Source organism: Jeotgalibaca sp. MA1X17-3, assembly GCF_021513155.1.
Classification (GTDB): Bacteria; Bacillota; Bacilli; order Lactobacillales; family Aerococcaceae; genus Jeotgalibaca.
Window position 1 is genome coordinate 1,608,874 of the sequence record NZ_CP090983.1, and the last position, 18,227, is coordinate 1,627,100.

Annotated in this window: 17 protein-coding genes and 1 pseudogene; 1 reads left to right on the forward strand and 17 read right to left on the reverse strand. The window is 35.1% G+C overall.

Translation table 11 applies throughout. From position 1 onward, the window contains the following. Positions 1-21: 21 nt before the first annotated feature. From priA to LZ578_RS08025, 13 genes and pseudogenes are all read right to left on the reverse strand, one after another. A pseudogene (gene priA / locus LZ578_RS07970) lies at positions 22-2,429 on the reverse strand (primosomal protein N'). A 148-nt stretch (positions 2,430-2,577) separates the two neighbouring features. Beyond that, complete coding sequence (gene rpoZ / locus LZ578_RS07975; protein WP_235144652.1) at positions 2,578-2,787, reverse strand: DNA-directed RNA polymerase subunit omega; 210 nt, start codon at positions 2,785-2,787, stop codon at positions 2,578-2,580. Positions 2,788-2,793: 6 nt separating this feature from the next. After that, on the reverse strand, positions 2,794-3,405 hold the full coding sequence (gene gmk / locus LZ578_RS07980; RefSeq protein WP_235144653.1) for a guanylate kinase: 612 nt from the start codon (positions 3,403-3,405) through the stop codon (positions 2,794-2,796). Between the two features lie 200 nt (positions 3,406-3,605). Then, entirely contained in the window at positions 3,606-4,238 is a 633-nt protein-coding gene (locus LZ578_RS07985) for a V-type ATP synthase subunit D (protein ID WP_235144654.1), read from the reverse strand. A gap of 4 nt (positions 4,239-4,242) precedes the next feature. Then, positions 4,243-5,619 carry a V-type ATP synthase subunit B gene (locus tag LZ578_RS07990; protein ID WP_235144655.1) on the reverse strand — a complete coding sequence of 459 codons (1,377 nt, stop codon included), beginning with the start codon at positions 5,617-5,619 and terminating at the stop codon, positions 4,243-4,245. Next, a complete protein-coding gene (locus LZ578_RS07995) occupies positions 5,612-7,396 on the reverse strand; it encodes a V-type ATP synthase subunit A (RefSeq protein WP_235144656.1) in 1,785 nt (594 codons plus the stop codon). The genes LZ578_RS07990 and LZ578_RS07995 overlap by 8 nt, the downstream gene beginning before the upstream one ends. 16 nt (positions 7,397-7,412) lie before the next feature. After that, entirely contained in the window at positions 7,413-7,724 is a 312-nt protein-coding gene (locus LZ578_RS08000; protein WP_235144657.1) for a V-type ATP synthase subunit F, read from the reverse strand. Beyond that, the gene (locus LZ578_RS08005; protein WP_235144658.1) at positions 7,714-8,718 is read right to left on the reverse strand and encodes a V-type ATPase subunit; all 1,005 of its coding nucleotides are present in this window, start codon (positions 8,716-8,718) and stop codon (positions 7,714-7,716) included. Before LZ578_RS08005 ends, LZ578_RS08000 begins: the two co-directional genes overlap by 11 nt. A gap of 18 nt (positions 8,719-8,736) precedes the next feature. Then, positions 8,737-9,222: a hypothetical protein gene (locus LZ578_RS08010; protein ID WP_235144659.1), complete on the reverse strand. Its 486-nt coding sequence runs from the start codon at positions 9,220-9,222 to the stop codon at positions 8,737-8,739. Next, the gene (locus LZ578_RS12500) at positions 9,198-9,320 is read right to left on the reverse strand and encodes a hypothetical protein (RefSeq protein ID WP_255763836.1); all 123 of its coding nucleotides are present in this window, start codon (positions 9,318-9,320) and stop codon (positions 9,198-9,200) included. The genes LZ578_RS08010 and LZ578_RS12500 overlap by 25 nt, the downstream gene beginning before the upstream one ends. 26 nt (positions 9,321-9,346) lie before the next feature. Next, positions 9,347-9,832: a V-type ATP synthase subunit K gene (locus LZ578_RS08015; protein WP_235144660.1), complete on the reverse strand. Its 486-nt coding sequence runs from the start codon at positions 9,830-9,832 to the stop codon at positions 9,347-9,349. 15 nt (positions 9,833-9,847) lie between these two features. Continuing rightward, positions 9,848-11,815, reverse strand: coding sequence for a V-type ATP synthase subunit I (locus LZ578_RS08020; RefSeq protein ID WP_235144661.1), 1,968 nt, complete (start codon positions 11,813-11,815; stop codon positions 9,848-9,850). Then, positions 11,802-12,122: a hypothetical protein gene (locus tag LZ578_RS08025; protein ID WP_235144662.1), complete on the reverse strand. Its 321-nt coding sequence runs from the start codon at positions 12,120-12,122 to the stop codon at positions 11,802-11,804. The genes LZ578_RS08020 and LZ578_RS08025 overlap by 14 nt, the downstream gene beginning before the upstream one ends. 226 nt (positions 12,123-12,348) lie before the next feature. Here LZ578_RS08025 and LZ578_RS08030 point away from each other — a divergent pair, with 226 nt between their 5' ends. Beyond that, positions 12,349-12,690: a hypothetical protein gene (locus LZ578_RS08030; protein ID WP_235144663.1), complete on the forward strand. Its 342-nt coding sequence runs from the start codon at positions 12,349-12,351 to the stop codon at positions 12,688-12,690. Between the two features lie 159 nt (positions 12,691-12,849). On the opposite strand, the gene cls is transcribed toward LZ578_RS08030, so the two are convergent. The 4 genes from cls to LZ578_RS08050 all read right to left on the reverse strand — a co-directional run bounded on the left by cls (position 12,850) and on the right by LZ578_RS08050 (position 18,108). Continuing rightward, on the reverse strand, positions 12,850-14,298 hold the full coding sequence (gene cls / locus LZ578_RS08035; RefSeq protein ID WP_235144664.1) for a cardiolipin synthase: 1,449 nt from the start codon (positions 14,296-14,298) through the stop codon (positions 12,850-12,852). A 99-nt stretch (positions 14,299-14,397) separates the two neighbouring features. Continuing rightward, positions 14,398-14,988 (reverse strand): energy-coupled thiamine transporter ThiT, encoded by a 591-nt coding sequence (locus LZ578_RS08040; RefSeq protein WP_235144665.1) that lies wholly within the window; start codon positions 14,986-14,988, stop codon positions 14,398-14,400. 40 nt (positions 14,989-15,028) lie between these two features. Beyond that, entirely contained in the window at positions 15,029-16,705 is a 1,677-nt protein-coding gene (locus tag LZ578_RS08045; protein WP_235144666.1) for a ribonuclease J, read from the reverse strand. A 398-nt stretch (positions 16,706-17,103) separates the two neighbouring features. Further along, entirely contained in the window at positions 17,104-18,108 is a 1,005-nt protein-coding gene (locus LZ578_RS08050; protein ID WP_235144667.1) for an aspartate-semialdehyde dehydrogenase, read from the reverse strand. Positions 18,109-18,227: the final 119 nt, after the last annotated feature.

Below are 18,227 nucleotides of genomic sequence, written 5' to 3' on the forward strand. Positions count from 1 at the left end.
ACCTATTTTCATTTTTTTTGATTAGAAAAAATGAACAGGATCAATGTCTATTGAAATATACAATCCTTTTGCATTATCTTTTTGTGAATCATTTAAAATTTGATCTAAAACCTCATGTAATCGAGGTGAGTTTTTATATTTAATAAGTAACTGAAAATAATAACGATTATTCATTTTCGCAATGGAACTCTTAGAAGGACCTAAAATAATTGTTTCAGTTCCTAATTGATTCCGCATTTTTGCATTAATTTCATATATTTTTTGTTGTGCTTTTTTCTCATCTTTATCGTTTACTGTAATTTGAGCAGTAAAGAAATAAGGTGGATAGCCACTTTGATGCCTTAAAGCCATCTCTTGTCTATAAAAACCATCATAATTATGGTTTTGCGCATATCGAATTGCATAATGTTCGGGGTTAAACGTTTGTACAATCACTTCCCCCTTTAAGTGTGACCTTCCTGCTCGACCACTTACTTGCGTTAGCAACTGGAATGTTTTTTCAGATGAACGGAAATCAGGAAGACTCAAAGAGGTATCGGCATTGATTACCCCTACTAATGTAATACCTGGGAAATCAAGACCTTTTGCAATCATTTGTGTGCCTAATAAAATATCTGCTTCTCCATTTCCGAAAGCAGAAAGCAATCGTTCATGCGAACCTTTTTTCCTAGTCGTATCTACGTCCATTCTAATGATCTTTGATTCTGGAAAAAGAGTTTGTAATTCGGTCTCAATTTTTTGAGTTCCGGTTCCATAGTAACGGAAATGACGGCCATTGCACTTGGGGCAGGCTTCAGGAACTCTTTCTTCATGCCCACAATAGTGACATTTCATTCCTTTGGTATCCATATGAAAGGTAAGACTAATATCACAGTTCGGACATTCTAGAACAAATCCGCAGTCTCTACACATAATAAAAGAAGAATATCCTCTACGGTTCAGCAGTAATACAATTTGTTCCTTTTTTTCTAGGCGGTCAGCTATTTTAGTTTGTAGGACTCTAGAAAAATTACTGCGATTATTCTGTTGAAATTCTTCTCTCATATCTACAATCTCTACTTCTGGCAGTTCTTCTTGATTTGCTCTTTCTGTTAGCTCTAGTAACGTATATACATTCTTATGTGCACGAGCACGTGACTCTAAAGAAGGGGTTGCACTTCCTAGCACAACCGGACAATGATGGTAAGCTCCTCTTTGAATCGCAACTTTTTTTGCATGATACTTCGGATTATCTTCTTGCTTATACGTTGTTTCATGTTCTTCATCCACAATAATCATTCCAATATTTTTCACTGGTGCAAAAATAGAAGATCGAGCACCAACTACAACATTTGCTTCTCCATTTTTAATTTTACGCCACTCATCATATTTTTCTCCTGCTGACAGACGACTATGTAAAACAGCTACCTCTTCTCCGAATCTACCTTTAAACTGATTTACCATTTGTGGTGTCAAAGCAATTTCCGGAACAAGCATCAGGGCTGTTTTCCCTTTTTGTAATACTTCACCAATTAGCTGCATATATACTTCTGTTTTTCCGCTTCCTGTAATTCCTTTTAATAAATAGACTTTATGCTCTTTTTTTCTATGGAATGGTTCACTTCTTGAAAAGCATGTAATTGTTCTCGATTCAGTTTTTTAGCTGTCGTTTTCGGAAATACTTTATTCTTTAACGGGTCACGATAAATTTCTTTATCATTTTGAAGCAACCAGCCTTTTTTCACTCCCGTCTGAAGTGTTTGAGTAGAGAGGTCATACTGCTCCATAAATTGTTTACTTGAGTAAGAAAGGTCTTCTAGTTCCAAAAGAGCAACCAAAAGAGCTTTTTGCTTTGTTGCATTCTTAGGTAGGTCTTCTAACTCCTCTTCTATTTGTTGAAAACTTAGGTTTGATTGATATACCTTTATCATTTTTGCTTTTGCCTTATTTTTGACAATATAATTAATATCGACAATTCCTTTTTTATTCCAATCTAATAATAATGGCAAAACTTCTTTCTCCACGGCTTTCTCCCATGATAAACGGTCACTTCCCTCAAAAATATCATTCCAGGAATCCTCATCAATTTCATCTGTCAAAATAAATTCTTTTTGGTAACTGGCTTTCAACATGGTCGGAAGCATCGTTTGATAGCAGTGAATGAGAAAAGAGAATACTTCTTCAGAAATTTTCATTCCTAACTGTAATAATTCTTCATTTAAAACAGGTTCTAAGTCCAGTGGGCGAATAATTTCTTTGAGTTCTCCTTCGTAGCTAGACGAATCAACAATATCGACGATAAAACCTTGAATACTTCTAGGACCAAAAGGAACTTCTACTCTCATCCCTTTTTCAAGTTTCTTCTCCAAGGAAAGAGGAATAACATAATCAAATGGTCTATTCGTTTGCATTGCAGGTACATCTACAATGACTTTTGCAATTTGCCTCAAGCTATTTCCTCCTATTCTTAGTGATCACTATTCATTTTACTAAACAACGACTCCATTGTCTTGTTTATTTTAAAAATGAAATGAAAAAGACTACTGTATTGGGAATCCAAAAACAGCAGTCTCTATTCAAATTATATTTCTAATCTTTTTATTTCTTTGGAGTGTCTGTTCCGATGATTAATTCACCGTTTGCGATTTCTTCCAGTGCTCGTCCTACATTTTTATAAGAATGATACTCTTCCAGTAGTGGTTCTGCTTTAGCATGAAGTTCATGCGCACGCTTTGCAGCAATCGTAACCATTGAGTATTTTGAGTCCACTTGTTCTAATAATTTATCAATTGAAGGGTAAAGCATCATAATGGGTTACTCCTTTTCATCTGTTAGTTGATTTTCTAAGAATCTAGAAACCTTTAAATGTTCACTTTGTATAATTGCCAAAATGTTTTTCACTGCATTTTGAACGGTATCGTTTTCGACTGCATAGTCATAGTAACGGATTAAGTTCAATTCTTCAACTGCCTTTTCCATTCGCTGCTGAATAATTGGAGATTCATCCGTTCCTCTATTTAAAATACGTGATTCTAGTTCAGTTAAATCTGGTGGTGTCAGGAAAATAAATATTCCTTCTGGCATCCGCTCTTTTACCTGCATGGCACCTTGAACTTCAATTTCAAGAAAAATATCATTTCCTTCGTTTAGAGTTTTCTTCACATAATCAATGGGTGTTCCATAGTAATTACCAACATACTCGGTATATTCCAATAATTGATTATTTTTGATCATAGACTCAAATTCTTCTCTACTTTTAAAAAAATAATCCTCGCTGTCTACTTCCCCAACTCTTTGTTTTCGAGTGGTAGCAGATATAGAATACATGAAGTCTCTTTCTCCTTGAGAAAAAATTGCTTGTCTCACTGTACCCTTTCCTACACCAGAGGGTCCTGACAATACAATCAACAATCCCTTTTCAGTCATTTATTTATCCACCATCCATTTTAAATACTTGCAGTCCAATTATTTGAAGATGACTACTTTATTATTTCTCACTAGTGTAACACAAACATTAGCTAGAGAAAACATTCTATACACTTTTAAATTATTTTCTAATAAATGTACAAAAATTAGTTATGAAAAAGCCAGGAAATTTAATTCCTGACTTTCTCCTTCGTTCATTTCTATTTGTTTCCCATGTCTTTTACTTTCATCATACGAACAATAGAAGCACGTTCATTTTCTTCAAGCTTCATTTGAATGTAACGAATGGTTTCTTGTAACTGTGGAATCATACGATACTCCAATGCATTTACACGTCTTCTGGTTTTTTCAATCTCATCTGCCATTAGTTGACAGGTTTTCTCGATTTCACTTAATTTCAGAAGTTTAGGAAGAATAGTTTCGATTTTTTCAATAGCTTTATCTAGTTCACTGCTGGAATTTAAATATCCATATTGAATATCCGTAGATTTTTCCTTCTCTTGAACCGTAAAGTCCATTTGAGGAACCATCACACTCATGATATTCTTTTCATAAATATTTAATTCAACAGAAGTTTCTGTCCCAACAAATAATTCTTCGATAAAAGCTTCATTTATTAAGGATTTTGCTACTACGAATTCTTGCATCGCACTGGTTAACTCTGCTTCAACTTCGTCTCGCAAAACATTATTCTCCTTAATCAATACAATGAATTGTCTCATGAGTTCATCTTGCTTATCCTTCAAAAGTTTGTGTCCACGCGTGGATAAATTTAGACGATCTTTTAATTTAGCTAATTCCATCCGAGTTGGTTTGACATTTAATCTTGCCACGGGATCACTCTCCTTCCGGCATAAACTCTTCGATCATTTCATTCTTAATTCGTTTTAATTCAGTCTTCGGCAAGATCGATAACAGTTCCCAACCTAAATCAAGTGATTCTTGAATGGTACGGTTGTTATAAAATCCTTGGTTTACATATTCTTTTTCAAATCTGTCTGTAAATTCTAAATACAATTTATCAGTGTTCGATAAGGCAGACTCTCCTAAGATAACTGCTAGTTCTTTTGCTTCTTTTCCTTCAGCATACGCTGCAAAGAGTTGGTTCATCGTTGGTGCATGGTCTTTACGTGTTTTACCTTCACCGGTACCTTTATCTTTCAAACGTGACAAAGATGGTAACACATCAATTGGTGGCTTAATATTAGCGTTATTCAATTCACGAGAAAGGATGATTTGTCCTTCTGTGATGTAACCTGTTAAGTCAGGAATTGGATGCGTGATATCATCTTCCGGCATAGATAAAATAGGTATCTGAGTAACTGATCCTTTTTTACCAATTAATCTTCCGGCACGTTCATACAAAGTAGATAAGTTTGTATAAAGGTAACCAGGATATCCACGACGACCTGGTACTTCACGACGAGCTGCAGAGATTTCACGTAAAGCCTCACAGTAGTTCGTCATATCCGTCATAATTACTAATACGTGCATATCTTTTTCAAATGCAAGGTATTCAGCAGTAGTCAAGGCCATCTTAGGAGTAGCAATCCGTTCGATAGCTGGATCATCCGCTAAGTTGATAAACATAACCGAACGATCAATCGCTCCTGTTTTACGGAAGTCTTCCATGAAATATTCTGCTTCTTCAAAGGTAATCCCCATTGCTGCAAATACAACCGCAAATTTCTCGTCACTGTTTAAAACAGTCGCTTGTCTTGCGATTTGAGCAGCTAGTTCTTTATGTGGAAGACCTGATCCAGAGAACACAGGTAATTTTTGGCCACGAACCAATGTATTTAAGTGGTCAATAGCAGAAATCCCTGTTTGGATAAACTCATCAGGATAGTCTCTTGCAACTGGATTAATCGCTTGTCCATTGATATCCAAAGATTTTTCAGGAATAATTTCTGGACCATTATCAATCGGACGGCCCATTCCATCAAACACTCTACCAACCATATCTTCCGAAACATCAATAGAAAGTGGTTTACCACGGAAACGAACTTTTGTATCCTTGATATTAATCCCACTTGGTCCTTCAAAAATCTGGACCATTGCTTTATCTTCTGACACTTCCAATACTTGTCCGGTACGAATTTCTCCATCTTGCATTTGAATTTCAACTAATTCATCAAACTTAATGCCTTCGATCTGTTCTACTACCATTAGGGGTCCGACGACTTCTGTAACTGTTTTGTATTCTTTAAGCATTTCTCGTCATTCCTCCTTCAGCTAAAATAGTACGAACCGTTTCTTTCATATCTATTTCTATTTGTTTCATATCAGCTAATTTATCTTCAGGAATAAACTTACTTCTGGCAATACGGTCACGAACATCTACCGTACCATCCATAATTTCTTGGAAATAAGCACCCAATCTCATTGCTTCACGGGCTTCATCTTCAAACCCTAGAATCAGTTGGAGCATTTGGTATTGTTTTTCACGTGAAGTATACGTATCTACATCATCAAAAGCATTTTGTTGTAAATAATCTTCACGAATAGATTCAGCAATTGCCATGGTTAGTCGATCTCGCTCGGATAGAGATTCAATCCCTACTAATCGCACAATCTCTTCTAATTCAGACTCTTCTTGTAGCAAGTCCATTGCATGTTGAACTCTTTCAGCCCAATTTGAATTCATCTTTTCATCCATATATATTCCAACTTCATCATCATACAATGAATAAGAAGTTAGCCAGTTTACAGATGGGAAGTGACGTCTTTGTGCTAAAGAAGAATCCAGTGCCCAATAAACTTTTACAACACGTAATGTATTTTGAGTAACCGGCTCTGAAGTATCTCCTCCTGGAGGTGATACAGCTCCTATTGCTGAAATACTTCCTTCTCTTCCTACTGTTCCTAATGAAAGAGTACGACCTGCACGCTCATAATACTCAGCAATACGGCTTCCTAGATAAGCAGGATACCCTTCATCACCAGGCATTTCTTCTAAACGTCCAGACATTTCACGTAGAGCTTCTGCCCAACGAGAAGTAGAGTCTGCCATTACTGCCACATTGTATCCCATATCACGGAAATACTCAGCAATCGTAATTCCTGTGTAAATAGAAGCTTCACGTGCTGCTACGGGCATGTTTGATGTGTTTGCAATTAGGATTGTACGTTCCATCAAAGATTCTCCTGTATTAGGGTCAACTAATTCTGGAAATTCATTTAAAACGTCTGTCATTTCATTTCCACGTTCTCCACAACCTACGTAGACAACTAAATCCACATCACTAAATTTAGCGATTTGGTGTTGAACAACCGTCTTTCCTGCTCCAAATGGTCCAGGAACAGCGGCTGAACCACCTTTTGTAATCGGGAAGAATGTATCAATAACACGTTGTCCAGTAATCATAGGAACGTTTGGGTTCAATTTCTTTTGAACCGGACGTCCCTTTCTAACTGGCCATGTTTGCATCATTGTAAATTCTTTTAGACCTTCTTCAGTTTCTAAAGTATACACGGTATCTTCCAGAGTATACGTTCCACTTTGAATCGTCTTAATCGTTCCCTCTACACCATAAGGAATCATGATGCGATGTTCAATTACTTTAGTTTCTGGCACAGTCCCAACAATATCACCGGCTATTACTTTTTGCCTAACCTCTACGGTAGCTGTAAATTCCCACGTTTTTTTGCGGTCCAAAGAGTCAACATGAACTCCACGTACCAAATAATTACTGTCTGTTGCTTCTTTAAATGTATTTAAAGGTCGTTGAATTCCGTCGAACATCTGTGAAACAACACCTGGGCCTAATTCAACCGAAAGTGCTTCCCCAGTGGTAACGACAGGTTCACCTGGTCCAACTCCTGAAGTCTCTTCGTAGACCTGAATGGAGGCAATATCATTACGCATTTCAATAATTTCGCCGATTAGACCTAAATCTCCAACCCGACAGATATCTTGAATGTTTGCTTCCTCCATACCTTTTGCCATGACTAAAGGACCGGAAACTTTTATTATTTTACCATTTTTCAAACAAGTTCCCTCCTAATTATAAAATATTTTGCCCAACCGCTTTTTCAACATTATCCTGAATCCGTTGTTTTCCTATCCCTAATGAACCACTGTAATTGGGAATGAGAATAATCGCTGGAGTCAAGATTGCATCATACCTTTTAATGGTATCTGGAATTTTTTCTGCCAGTGCTTCTGTCAGATAAATAATCCCGTAATTTTGTACGGCCAAACGGTCAATGGTTTCTCTAGCTTGTGCTGCACTACTACTAGCAAAAACTGAAAAACCTAAAATTTTAAATGGGAGGATGGAATCTTTATCGCCGACAACTGCTATATTATGAGCCATAAACGTGTCGCACCCTCTTTCTTAATTCTTCTTCTGCAATACCATTATCTTTTCCTACTAATAACAGACGTAAATTAGTTACTTCTATTTCCTTCGCATAAATATACCCTAGCAAAGCTAGTGGTCCAAAAGGCTGATAGATCCCTTCAGAAACAATATTATGAGTAATGGTATCTACCAACATATCTAGTTTTAACGTATTAATCGTATTATCCTCTTCAATGACTGTCTCAAGCAAATCACCATAGGATTTTTCCGCATATAATTTTTTCAAGACCGTTACAGGTCCATTTACCGACTCATCAATGATTTCCTGTTTTGGAATAGTTCCTGACGAGGATAACATCGTATGCAAGTGGCTTCTTGGTTTTTTCTGATTTAAACTTCTTACAAGAGAAGAAAGGTTATATAAATCAATTTTTGTATCCACAATATTTGTAATTGCTTCAAAATTTTCTTTACTTGCAATGGCACGTAAATGACGGAAATAATAAGTATCCATAAATACAGTTACTGTTTCTATCAGACCTGACTCAGAATAATCATTTTTCGCTTGTTGAACTGCTTCAACCATAATTGGATTAGCTTCATCACTTTCACCGGTATCAACCAAGTTTTTTAGAGAATCTAAAGATAACTTGCCGATTGGAATTAAAAGTTCTTCTAAATCTTGTTCCAAAAAGTACTGTTTTAAAAATACTTTTAAATTATGGTAAGAGTATTGTAACGTAAACAATTCAATCAACTCTGGATCAGGGGCAATGGAAAACAGTTCTTGGTAAACATCCCCAAGATGTCGCATAAGAATGTCGTTGAAGTTTTTTGTCTGAAGGATTTCTTCTTCATCAAAGTCGTAGTCCGTTCCCTTCAACACATCAAGCGCTGTTTTCAAGTCGCTAGCTTTTAACATTCTTTCGATCTCATCTGTTTTCAGTAATCGGAGCTCATAGGTCCGGATTAATGTATTGATACCTTTATAATCAGTATCTTTCATTCATGCTTCACCCCTTCTTCATTTTTTTTGAAATGCCAAGGAGGCTAATTTCGGCGAAAAATCTTTTTTAATTTCCGCTATCATTTGATCAAAGAAAAAGTTGTAGTCTATTCCACCTTTTTCTACAATAAAGCCTGCTCTATTTGGGATAGCTGAAGAAGATATTTTCAAACCTGGATAGTCTTTCTTCAGTTGTTCTACAAATTCCTCAGTAAATTGTCCACGTGTTTTTTCACCAGGAACTAATTGAAGAGTGTTGGAATCGAATTGATTTAGTACATTTTCAACAAATTTCCGGAATGTTTCCGTGTCCCAAACAGTCATCTTTTTAGCTGCTTCTGCATAAATTTCATTTAATATAATTTGCTTTTCAGCTAAAATACGATTTCTTTTATCATTAATGAGCGATTGTTCTTTACGATCAAGCTCATTTTTAACTTTTGTTTGAATGGATGACTTACGAGTTTTTTGACTTTCTACTAATCGTTGAAGGTCATCTTCCATTTTTTAGCCAATTCACGTTCTTTTTCAACAACGTTTTTCTGACCTTGCTCTTTTGTTCGTTCCATTATTTGATTCGACAATACTTCTAATTCTTTCATCTACACTTCATCCTCCTCGTACGTGATTAGCTATTTAGAACTAATAAGAAGGAAATAACAAAGCCAAGGATAGCGTACGTTTCTACCATCGCAGAATAAATGATCCCTTTTGTATTGTGTTCCTCTCTTTTAGCCAAAATTTGTATTGCCGCTGTTGAAACGCGTCCTTGTGCAATACCGGAAGTTAAACCAGTGAAAGCAATTGGTAATCCAGCCATCAACATGTAGATTCCCTCTTGCAAAGGCATATCTGGAGTCATATTTAAGTAAATCAAGAAACCAATAACAAATCCGTATAAACCTTGTGTACCTGGTAGCAATTCTAGAATTAAAGATTTACCAAATTTTTCTGGTTGTTCTTTAATTAGAGCAGCTGCCGCTTCACCGGTCATACCTACACCTTTTGCAGACCCCATACCTGAAAAGATAACTGCCAAACCAATTCCAAGTGCCGCAAAAATAAATCCACCGTCATTTTCCATTAAAAATTGTAACCAAGTAAGTTTTTCCATAAGTAAATTCCTCCATTATTCTGTTTCTAAATTATTTTTTAAATCAATATATTCTTCTGATGTTTTTAGTGGGTTGAGTGCTTTTCCGCCACCATCATAAAACTTACCAAAGAACTCTACAAAGATTAGTCGAGCTCCGTGTACATAGGCACTTAAAGCAGAAAGTCCAAAGTTAACTGCATGAAGGATTAAAAACAGTACGATTCCTACTGTAAATCTTGCACCTGTTGGTAAAAATCCTACGATCATATTAAAAGCCAAAGCGATACTCCCACCTGACACACCTAGCGCCATTAAACGAGTGTAACTCACTACATCACCAATATAACCAGTAATTCCGTAGAGGTTGTATAAACCAGCTCCAGCTCCTAATGCTTTATTATCAGATCCTAATGAAGAAGCGACAATAATTGAGACAGCTCCCAATATAGCAACAACTGCTCCAGCTGTATTTAAGACAGGGCTTGGTATAACTAAATTCCCTAGTACGATTAGAATGATACCCACAAAAATGGCAATCCAACCAATACCATCTGAAATAGCTCCATATATATCTTTAACCCTTAATTGAAGGTAGGTTTTGACGCTAAGACCAACCAACATTTGAATGACACCAAAGATTACCGACATCAAGAGAATCGTATTTACATCCTCCGTAGTAGATAAAAGAACAATTGGCAAAGCAGCACCAAAGAACGATCCATATATTAATCCCCAACCCATTGTTGCATAAGAAAGAAGATTAAAGAAACGCATATTCTTTTTCATACCTTTATCTAAATGGAAGAACTTCAATGCAACCATCGTTGCTGCCCACATCAATAATCCATACCCTAAATCAGCCAGCATCATTCCAAAGAAGATGAGGTAAAAAGGTGTTAAAAATGGTGTAGGATCAATCTCATTGTATTTAGGCAAACTATACATCGCCGTAATATTTTCAAAAGGAGAAACAAAACGATTGTTTTTTAAAACAATAGGTACCTTGTCTATTTCCTCTTCTTTCACATCTTCAGTTAAAATCGCATAATCTTCTTGCGATAAATGTTCTGCCATTTCTTCTTGGAAATATTGGAGTTTAGAATCTTCCATCCAACCTTCCAAAATAAATAGATGTCTTTCATCTAACAAAAGTAGTTGACCATATAATCGCTGTAGCTTTGCATAAATGGTCTCATTGATTAGCATGAGTTCCCATTCTGTTTTTTTCATATCAGCTAACTTCGTTTTGATTTCACTAAGTTCTTGCTTCATGACGTCTCTATCTTTTCTAATCCTCACCAATTCTTCTTCTGGTGGAGAATCAAATAAATAGCTGAGTTTAAAGAAATAATTTTCTTCAAGGAAGTCTTTTACTTCTTCTTCTACTTGACGATCAAAATATATGGAAACTCCATATTCTTCTCTTGCTTGATAAACTTCTTCCACAAAGATAAGAGGATTTTCATTTAGAGCTCTTATGTAGTCATCCGACTTTGTTTGAGGAATCGTTCCTGTTAAAGACAAAACAAATTTATTGTCCGACAAAGTTTCAGGATTAAAAGATAATTTCTTCCATTTCAAAAGAAATGTTTCATCCTCATTATGTTTCTTAATAGTTTCTTCTATCTTTTTTATTCTTTTTCTCAATACATCTACTTCTTGAAGAATTTTTTCTTGATTTAGTTGACTAGCTTCTCCCTCTATTGACTGAATAGTCATTTTCTTTCGAGGTTCTCGCATTTTTTCTAGCATCGTTGGTTGAGGAAGGTATGATTTCAAAAAAATTAGTGCATCTTTGTAATCTTCCTGTTTTCCTTCTAACACTTTAATACTATTATTGAGAACATCTCTCTTAGGGGAATCCGCTGGCGCCGATTGCTCATACTCTTCAGTCATATCAATTAATTCTACACTCTGCATTCCTTGGATCGCTTGCATGATAGAATCTTTTTGATCCTGTAACGAGATGAGTTTTATCTTTTTCATTTTAGCTATTGCCATACTGTTTCATCACCTCTTCAATCACAATATTGACAAGCTTATCCTTACTGCTTTTGTATTGTTTTTTTATTGAGTCAATTTCTTGTGTTGTTTCTTGGTCTAATTTTTCTTTTATACCGATTAACTTTTTACGGTTACTCTCAAGTTGTTCTTCATGGTAATCATTTATATCTTTATCAATGTCTTGTTTCATTTCCCGAACTTTAGAATCAGCATTTTTTTCCATTTCGGAAATTTTTTGTTTGAAGGAAATTTCCAATTCCTCAGCTCGTTTTTCTATATTTCTGACCTCATCGATTGTATTCATATTCATCACCTCCAAAAAAAAATAAGATAGTAAATTTTTCCAATGAATTCATTATAACCTCAAATTGAGTTGGCTTCAAACCCTTTGGATATTAATTATAAATAATTTATAAGTACTTATAATAGGAAGAAACATTACAAAAATATGTTAAAAATATTTTCCACTTGCTTTTTAGAACAGATGTTCTATAATAAGGATACACAAACAAACGTTCGGAGGAAAACTAATGGAAACCTATGATACCTCTTATTCCTTGTTCCCTGCTAAAGTTGATTCAAGAGCCTCTAAAAATAATAGTGATCACTCAAAAAAAGAACTCTTTGATAGAACGATGCCTTTACACCAAGTTATTCTCTTTGCTAATCAAGCAGCAATCAGAAAAGAAATCGTTTGCATCCAGATAGAGAAAGAAGTGAGTAAACGAAGGTTCGTACGTTTCAACATGGAAGGTGTTTTTCGAAAAAGTGTCAACCAAAACAGACAAATTATTTTTGAGTCTAGTGACAAAAAAACACTACATCTTCTTCCAATTGAATGCATTCTCTCCATTCAACTTACCTCTTCATAATAGCATGATACGAATCTAATTACTAAAATAAAAAACTATATGACCTTTTATACTACTTTTTAATAGAAATGCATTCTGAAATAATATGAATTCATTATAAATAGAGACTCCATTAAAAGTTTTTTAACTTTCTAAGTGGAGTCTCTATTTTCAAAAATCCTATAAAATTGGTGAGAGCATTCTAGAAAAGTATTGTTTGAATTTTTTCCAATTAGATTGTTTTTCAAAATATTCTAGCGTAACTTCTTTACATCTCTCTTGATCTTTTTGAAAATTACTAATCAATTCTTGAGCAATGATTGGGTCATAGATAAAAGCATTCATTTCAAAATTTAATTTAAAGCTGCGAACGTCCATATTGGCTGTTCCAACAGAAGTTACTTCCTCATCAACCACCAAAACTTTTGAGTGAAGAAAACCATTCTGATAAATAAAGACATTCGCTCCATACTTCATGATATCATTCGCAAAGAATTCAGTCGCTCGATAAACAAACGGGTGATCTGGCTTAGAAGGAATCATAATATTTACTTCTATACCTGATAGCGCTGCTATCTTCAATGATTCATGCACACTTTCATCTGGAATAAAGTAAGGAGTTTGAATATAAATAGATTTTTTCGCCTGACTAATCATTTTGATAAAGCCCATTTTAATGGCTTGAATATCATTATCAGGTCCACTAGCTACAATTTGCATAGCGGTATTTCCTACTTGTGGAGAAATTGGAAAATAAATATCTTCATATTCTTTTTTGTGTTTCTCATCAGAAACCGCATTCCAGTCCATTAAGAATCTACTTTGTAGAGTTAAGACAGCATTTCCTTCAATACGAATATGTGTATCTCTCCAATATCCTAACGGACCTTTTCCTAAGTACTCATTTCCGATATTAAATCCACCTAAATACCCTACTTTACCATCTACCACTAATATTTTTCTGTGATTCCGATAGTTCATTCGTAGATTTACAAATGGAATTCGAGAACCAAAGAATACTAGTGTTTTCCCACCTAGTTTTTCTAGATTCTTAAAAAAGTTTCGTTCAATACCTCGACATCCCAATGCATCAAACACAACTAAAACTTCTACTCCAGCTGCTGCTCGTTCTTCTAATGCTGCTAATACTCTTTTTCCTAAAGAATCAGATCGAAACGTATAATACAAGAGATGAACATGCTTTTTAGCTTTACTAATATCTTCAATGAATCGATTGAATTTTGTCTTTCCATCAGAAATAACTTCCACTTTATTACCACGCGTTAAAATGGATTCATTACTTTCTAAAAATAATAGCACGGTGTTAATAGAATACTCATCCTCTGATTCGTTTCCTGTAGCTTCATTTTCTTCTAGTAACTCGATTTGAACTTCCGCTAACTGAGACATCCCTAAACTTTTTTGAGTTTTTAAATCATATATTTGATTTTCGTTCATCTTCTTACCTATAAACAAATAAATAATAAATCCAAATCCCGGTAACAGAATCAATGTAAGTAACCACGCCCAGGTGACCCCTACGTCTCGATTATCATGAAAAACTGTGTATATTGCACCAACAGTATTAATAATAAAGAAGAGCAAGATAAGAAATTGCCATATATTCATGAGACACTCTCCGATTGAGTTTTAGTATATTTTTTATAAGAAGAAGGGGTGAGACAAAAGTCACACCCCTTCTTGTTTTTTCAATCAACTACGTACATTTTAGTCGTTTAACAAACGTGACTTTTCTTTTCTACTAAGAAATGATGTATCTCTTGGAATAAAGAGTTTAGGAGCGAATTTAGCCAAAAGAAGTAGCACAACTGCTGTACCTACAACGGACAATAAAAATGATAGTCCATACATGCTAAAAAGATTACTTTCACTTGATGACACTTCCGTTGTGAAAAATAGTGATCCTACAATTACCCATACGAAATACAAAAGCATACCAATAAAAGAAGCAGTTACAATGTTTAACGCTGCATTAGAATATCGTTTGTTGTTCAATGTTCTTTGGGTATACTTTGCAAACAATCCTGTAATCCCAATAAAAGCTAATGGGCCGAACTGAGTCACAATATTCTCTGACAAATCTGGACTTCCTTCTTTGAATAAAAGAAATAAAATCCCTGCTAAACCTCCAGCAATTAAGCCTTGCAAAAGTCCTCTGCGTAAACTGATAAAAATTAAAGGTAGTCCTGCTAAAACGAGACTGTATTCTCCAATTGTTACTGGAAAAAAAGAAATTACTGTTGCTACTACTGCAAAAACAACTACTTCCATCCAGCCTCTTAAACTATTTGAACCCATTTACAAAATCGCTCCCTTAATCAGGTTTTAAATCTATTTATTATTTTTTTCCGTAACTAGATGCTTCCATAATGATTGGAAGAATAACTGGTCTACGTTTCGTTTTTTCAAAGAGATATCGGCTTAACGTTTCTCTTATTTCTTGTTTTAATTTAGACCATTCAAAATCTTTATCTTCTAAATTATCTTGGACTACTTTCGTTACTAATTTTTGACTTTCCTCAATCAAATCCTCACTTGCTTTCATATACACAAAACCACGTGAAATGATTTCTGGACCGGACAAGATTTTACTTTGACGTCTAGATATTGTTACGACAGCTATAAATATACCGTCTTCTGAAAGAAGTTTCCGATCTCGTAACACAATACTACCAATATCACCGACACCAATTCCATCAATCAACACATTCCCAGCAGGTACCTGACCCGATACACGCATGCGATCTTTGCTATATTCAATTACATCTCCTTTACCAGGAATGAATATATTTTTGTAAGGAATCCCTACTTGATTAGCTAAATCAGCATGAGCCGCTAGTAGACGATATTCTCCTTGAACAGGAATAAAGTATTTTGGTTTTAAAAGATTAATCATTAACTTTAAATCATTCGGAGTAGCATGTCCCGACGATTGGAATGTATCTGATATTTCTTTTACTGTTGCGCCTGCGCGGTATAGCATATTTTTAGTTTTTGCTACGGTCGTTTCCATCATTGTAGAAGGTGTAGTCGTAATATATACCAAGTCACCTTCCTTAATATTTACTTGACGATGTTTTTGAGTAGACATACGCTGTAAGGATTCGATCGGCTCTCCACTCAGTCCTGTTTCTAAAATAACTAGTTCATCATCACGATAACGCTCTAATTCTTTTTCCGTTACAATCACGTCTTTAGAAGGAAGAACTAATTTCCCTAATTTGATTGCTGTATCTACAATTTGAACTAGTTTGGGACCCGTTAAAAATACTTTTCTTTTTGTTTGGTGAGCTGCATCAAATGCTTGTTGAATCCGCATAATATTACTAGCTACGGCAGAAATAATTACTCGCCCATTTGCGTTATGAAGTGTGTCAATCATTTCCTCTGCAACTTTCAAATCACTTACATTTTCAACATCAGATTCCGCATCACTTGAATCGCTTAACAATGCCAAAACATTTCCGCTTCCAATTTCTGCGATTTTAGCAAAATCGGTTTGATACATGGAAGTAGCACTTTGATCAAATTTAAAATCGCCCGTGTAAATGATTGCCCCATCTGTTGTTTGAATACTGATTCCTACAGAGTCCGGGATGGAGTGAGTCGTACGGAAAAACTTCACTACGACATTTTCAAATTCAATTTCTGCTTTTTCGTTAATAACATGATAGTTATCATATCCTGGATGTAATCCAGTATTTTCTACTGATAATTTTGCAAGTTCAATCGTAAGTTCCGTACCAAAAACAGGTGCATCAATATTTTCTAAAAAGTATGGCAATGCTCCAACAGCATCTTCATGACCATGTGTTAGAAAAATCCCTGCAATTCGATTCTTATTCTGTTCTAAATAAGTAAAATCAGGAATCACAACATCTATACCCAGCATTTCACTTTCTGGATACTGTAATCCACAATCTAAAACAAAAATTAACTCATCTACTTCCACGACATACATATTTTTGCCGCTTTCCCTTACTCCCCCTAAGGGAATAATTTTAATATTACTCATTCTTCCACCTCTTCTATTCTTCACAATTTTCTTAAGAACAAAATAATTTCCTTTTTTTGAATAAAAAGAAAAAATTTCATCATCGAATCTATTATCTACCGGAAAGACTCATTCATGCTGAATAATTACCTTTACATGCTACGGATAGAAATATGAAGGTATTTATCTGCATTTTTGGTAGTCATTTTTCCTTTCAAATTCCCATATATCAACAAAAAGAAGGGAACAACCTCCTGTTCTATTGCTACTATGAATTCTTATAAATACTAAACCGAATTTTCTTCTTTCCCTATTATACCGTATAGTAGAAAATTGTGTACCGAAAAGGGTAAAAAAGAAAAGATAACTGTAAAAGAATGTTTAACTACATAAAAAATTAGATGTTTTAAAAAAACTATTCAACTATTTTTTTCTAAAATTGTCTCTGCAATTTGGATAGAGTTCCAAGCTGCTCCCTTTACAAGGTTATCCGATACAACCCACATATGGAACCCACGAGAATGATCCGGATCTTTTCTAACCCTACCTACAAAGACACCTTTTTTCCCTTCTGTCTCTAATGCTGTTGGATAATCTTGTTGAGCTGGATCATCTTGAAGGATCACTCCTGGTGCATTTCTTAACACATCTTTCATATCTGCCACACTTACACCTTCTTGATCTACTTCTACATAGATAGATTCCGAATGTCCATACTTAACGGGAATCCGTACGCAGGTTGCTGATATATTTAATTCAGGCATCTGCATAATCTTTTTCGTTTCATTGATCATTTTCCACTCTTCTAATGTATATCCTTCTTCACCAAATACATCAATTTGTGGAATTGTATTTCCAGCAATCATGGAGTGCTTTTCTTTAGGATCTACTGGAACAGAACTTTTTAGTTGTTGTTCTAGCTTTTCCAATGCTTGCAGACCTGCTCCACTAACAGCTTGATATGTTGAAACGATAATACGAGATAATCCATACTGTCTACGAATGGGTTCTAAGGCTACTACCATCTGGATTGTAGAACAATTCGGGTTAGCAATGAGGCCCTCATTTTGGGCTAGTGCACCTGGATTTACTTCTGGAACGACCAATGGCGTTTTCTCATCCATTCGATAGGCACTTGTATTATCAATAACGATTGCCCCACTTTTTATGGCAAATGAGGCATATTTTTTTGTAATAGACCCTCCTGCACTAAAAAAAACGAAGTCCATTCCTGTAAAACTATTTTCAGTGGTTTCTTCAATCACTATTTTCTGATTTTGAAAAATAATTTCTTTACCAGCTGAACGGGCAGATGCTAGTAATTTTAATTCTTCTACAGGGATTTTTGAATCTTCTAAAAATTCAATCATCTTTTGCCCAACGGCTCCAGATGCTCCCACAATAGCTACCTTATATCTTTTCATCCTGAACATCCCTTTCGCTACACGTTCTATTCATTACTTCTAGTTATCTATATTATTTGAGTAGATTCATTTTAACATAGAATGAGAGGATATTTAATCTTTCTAGCTATTTTTTCATA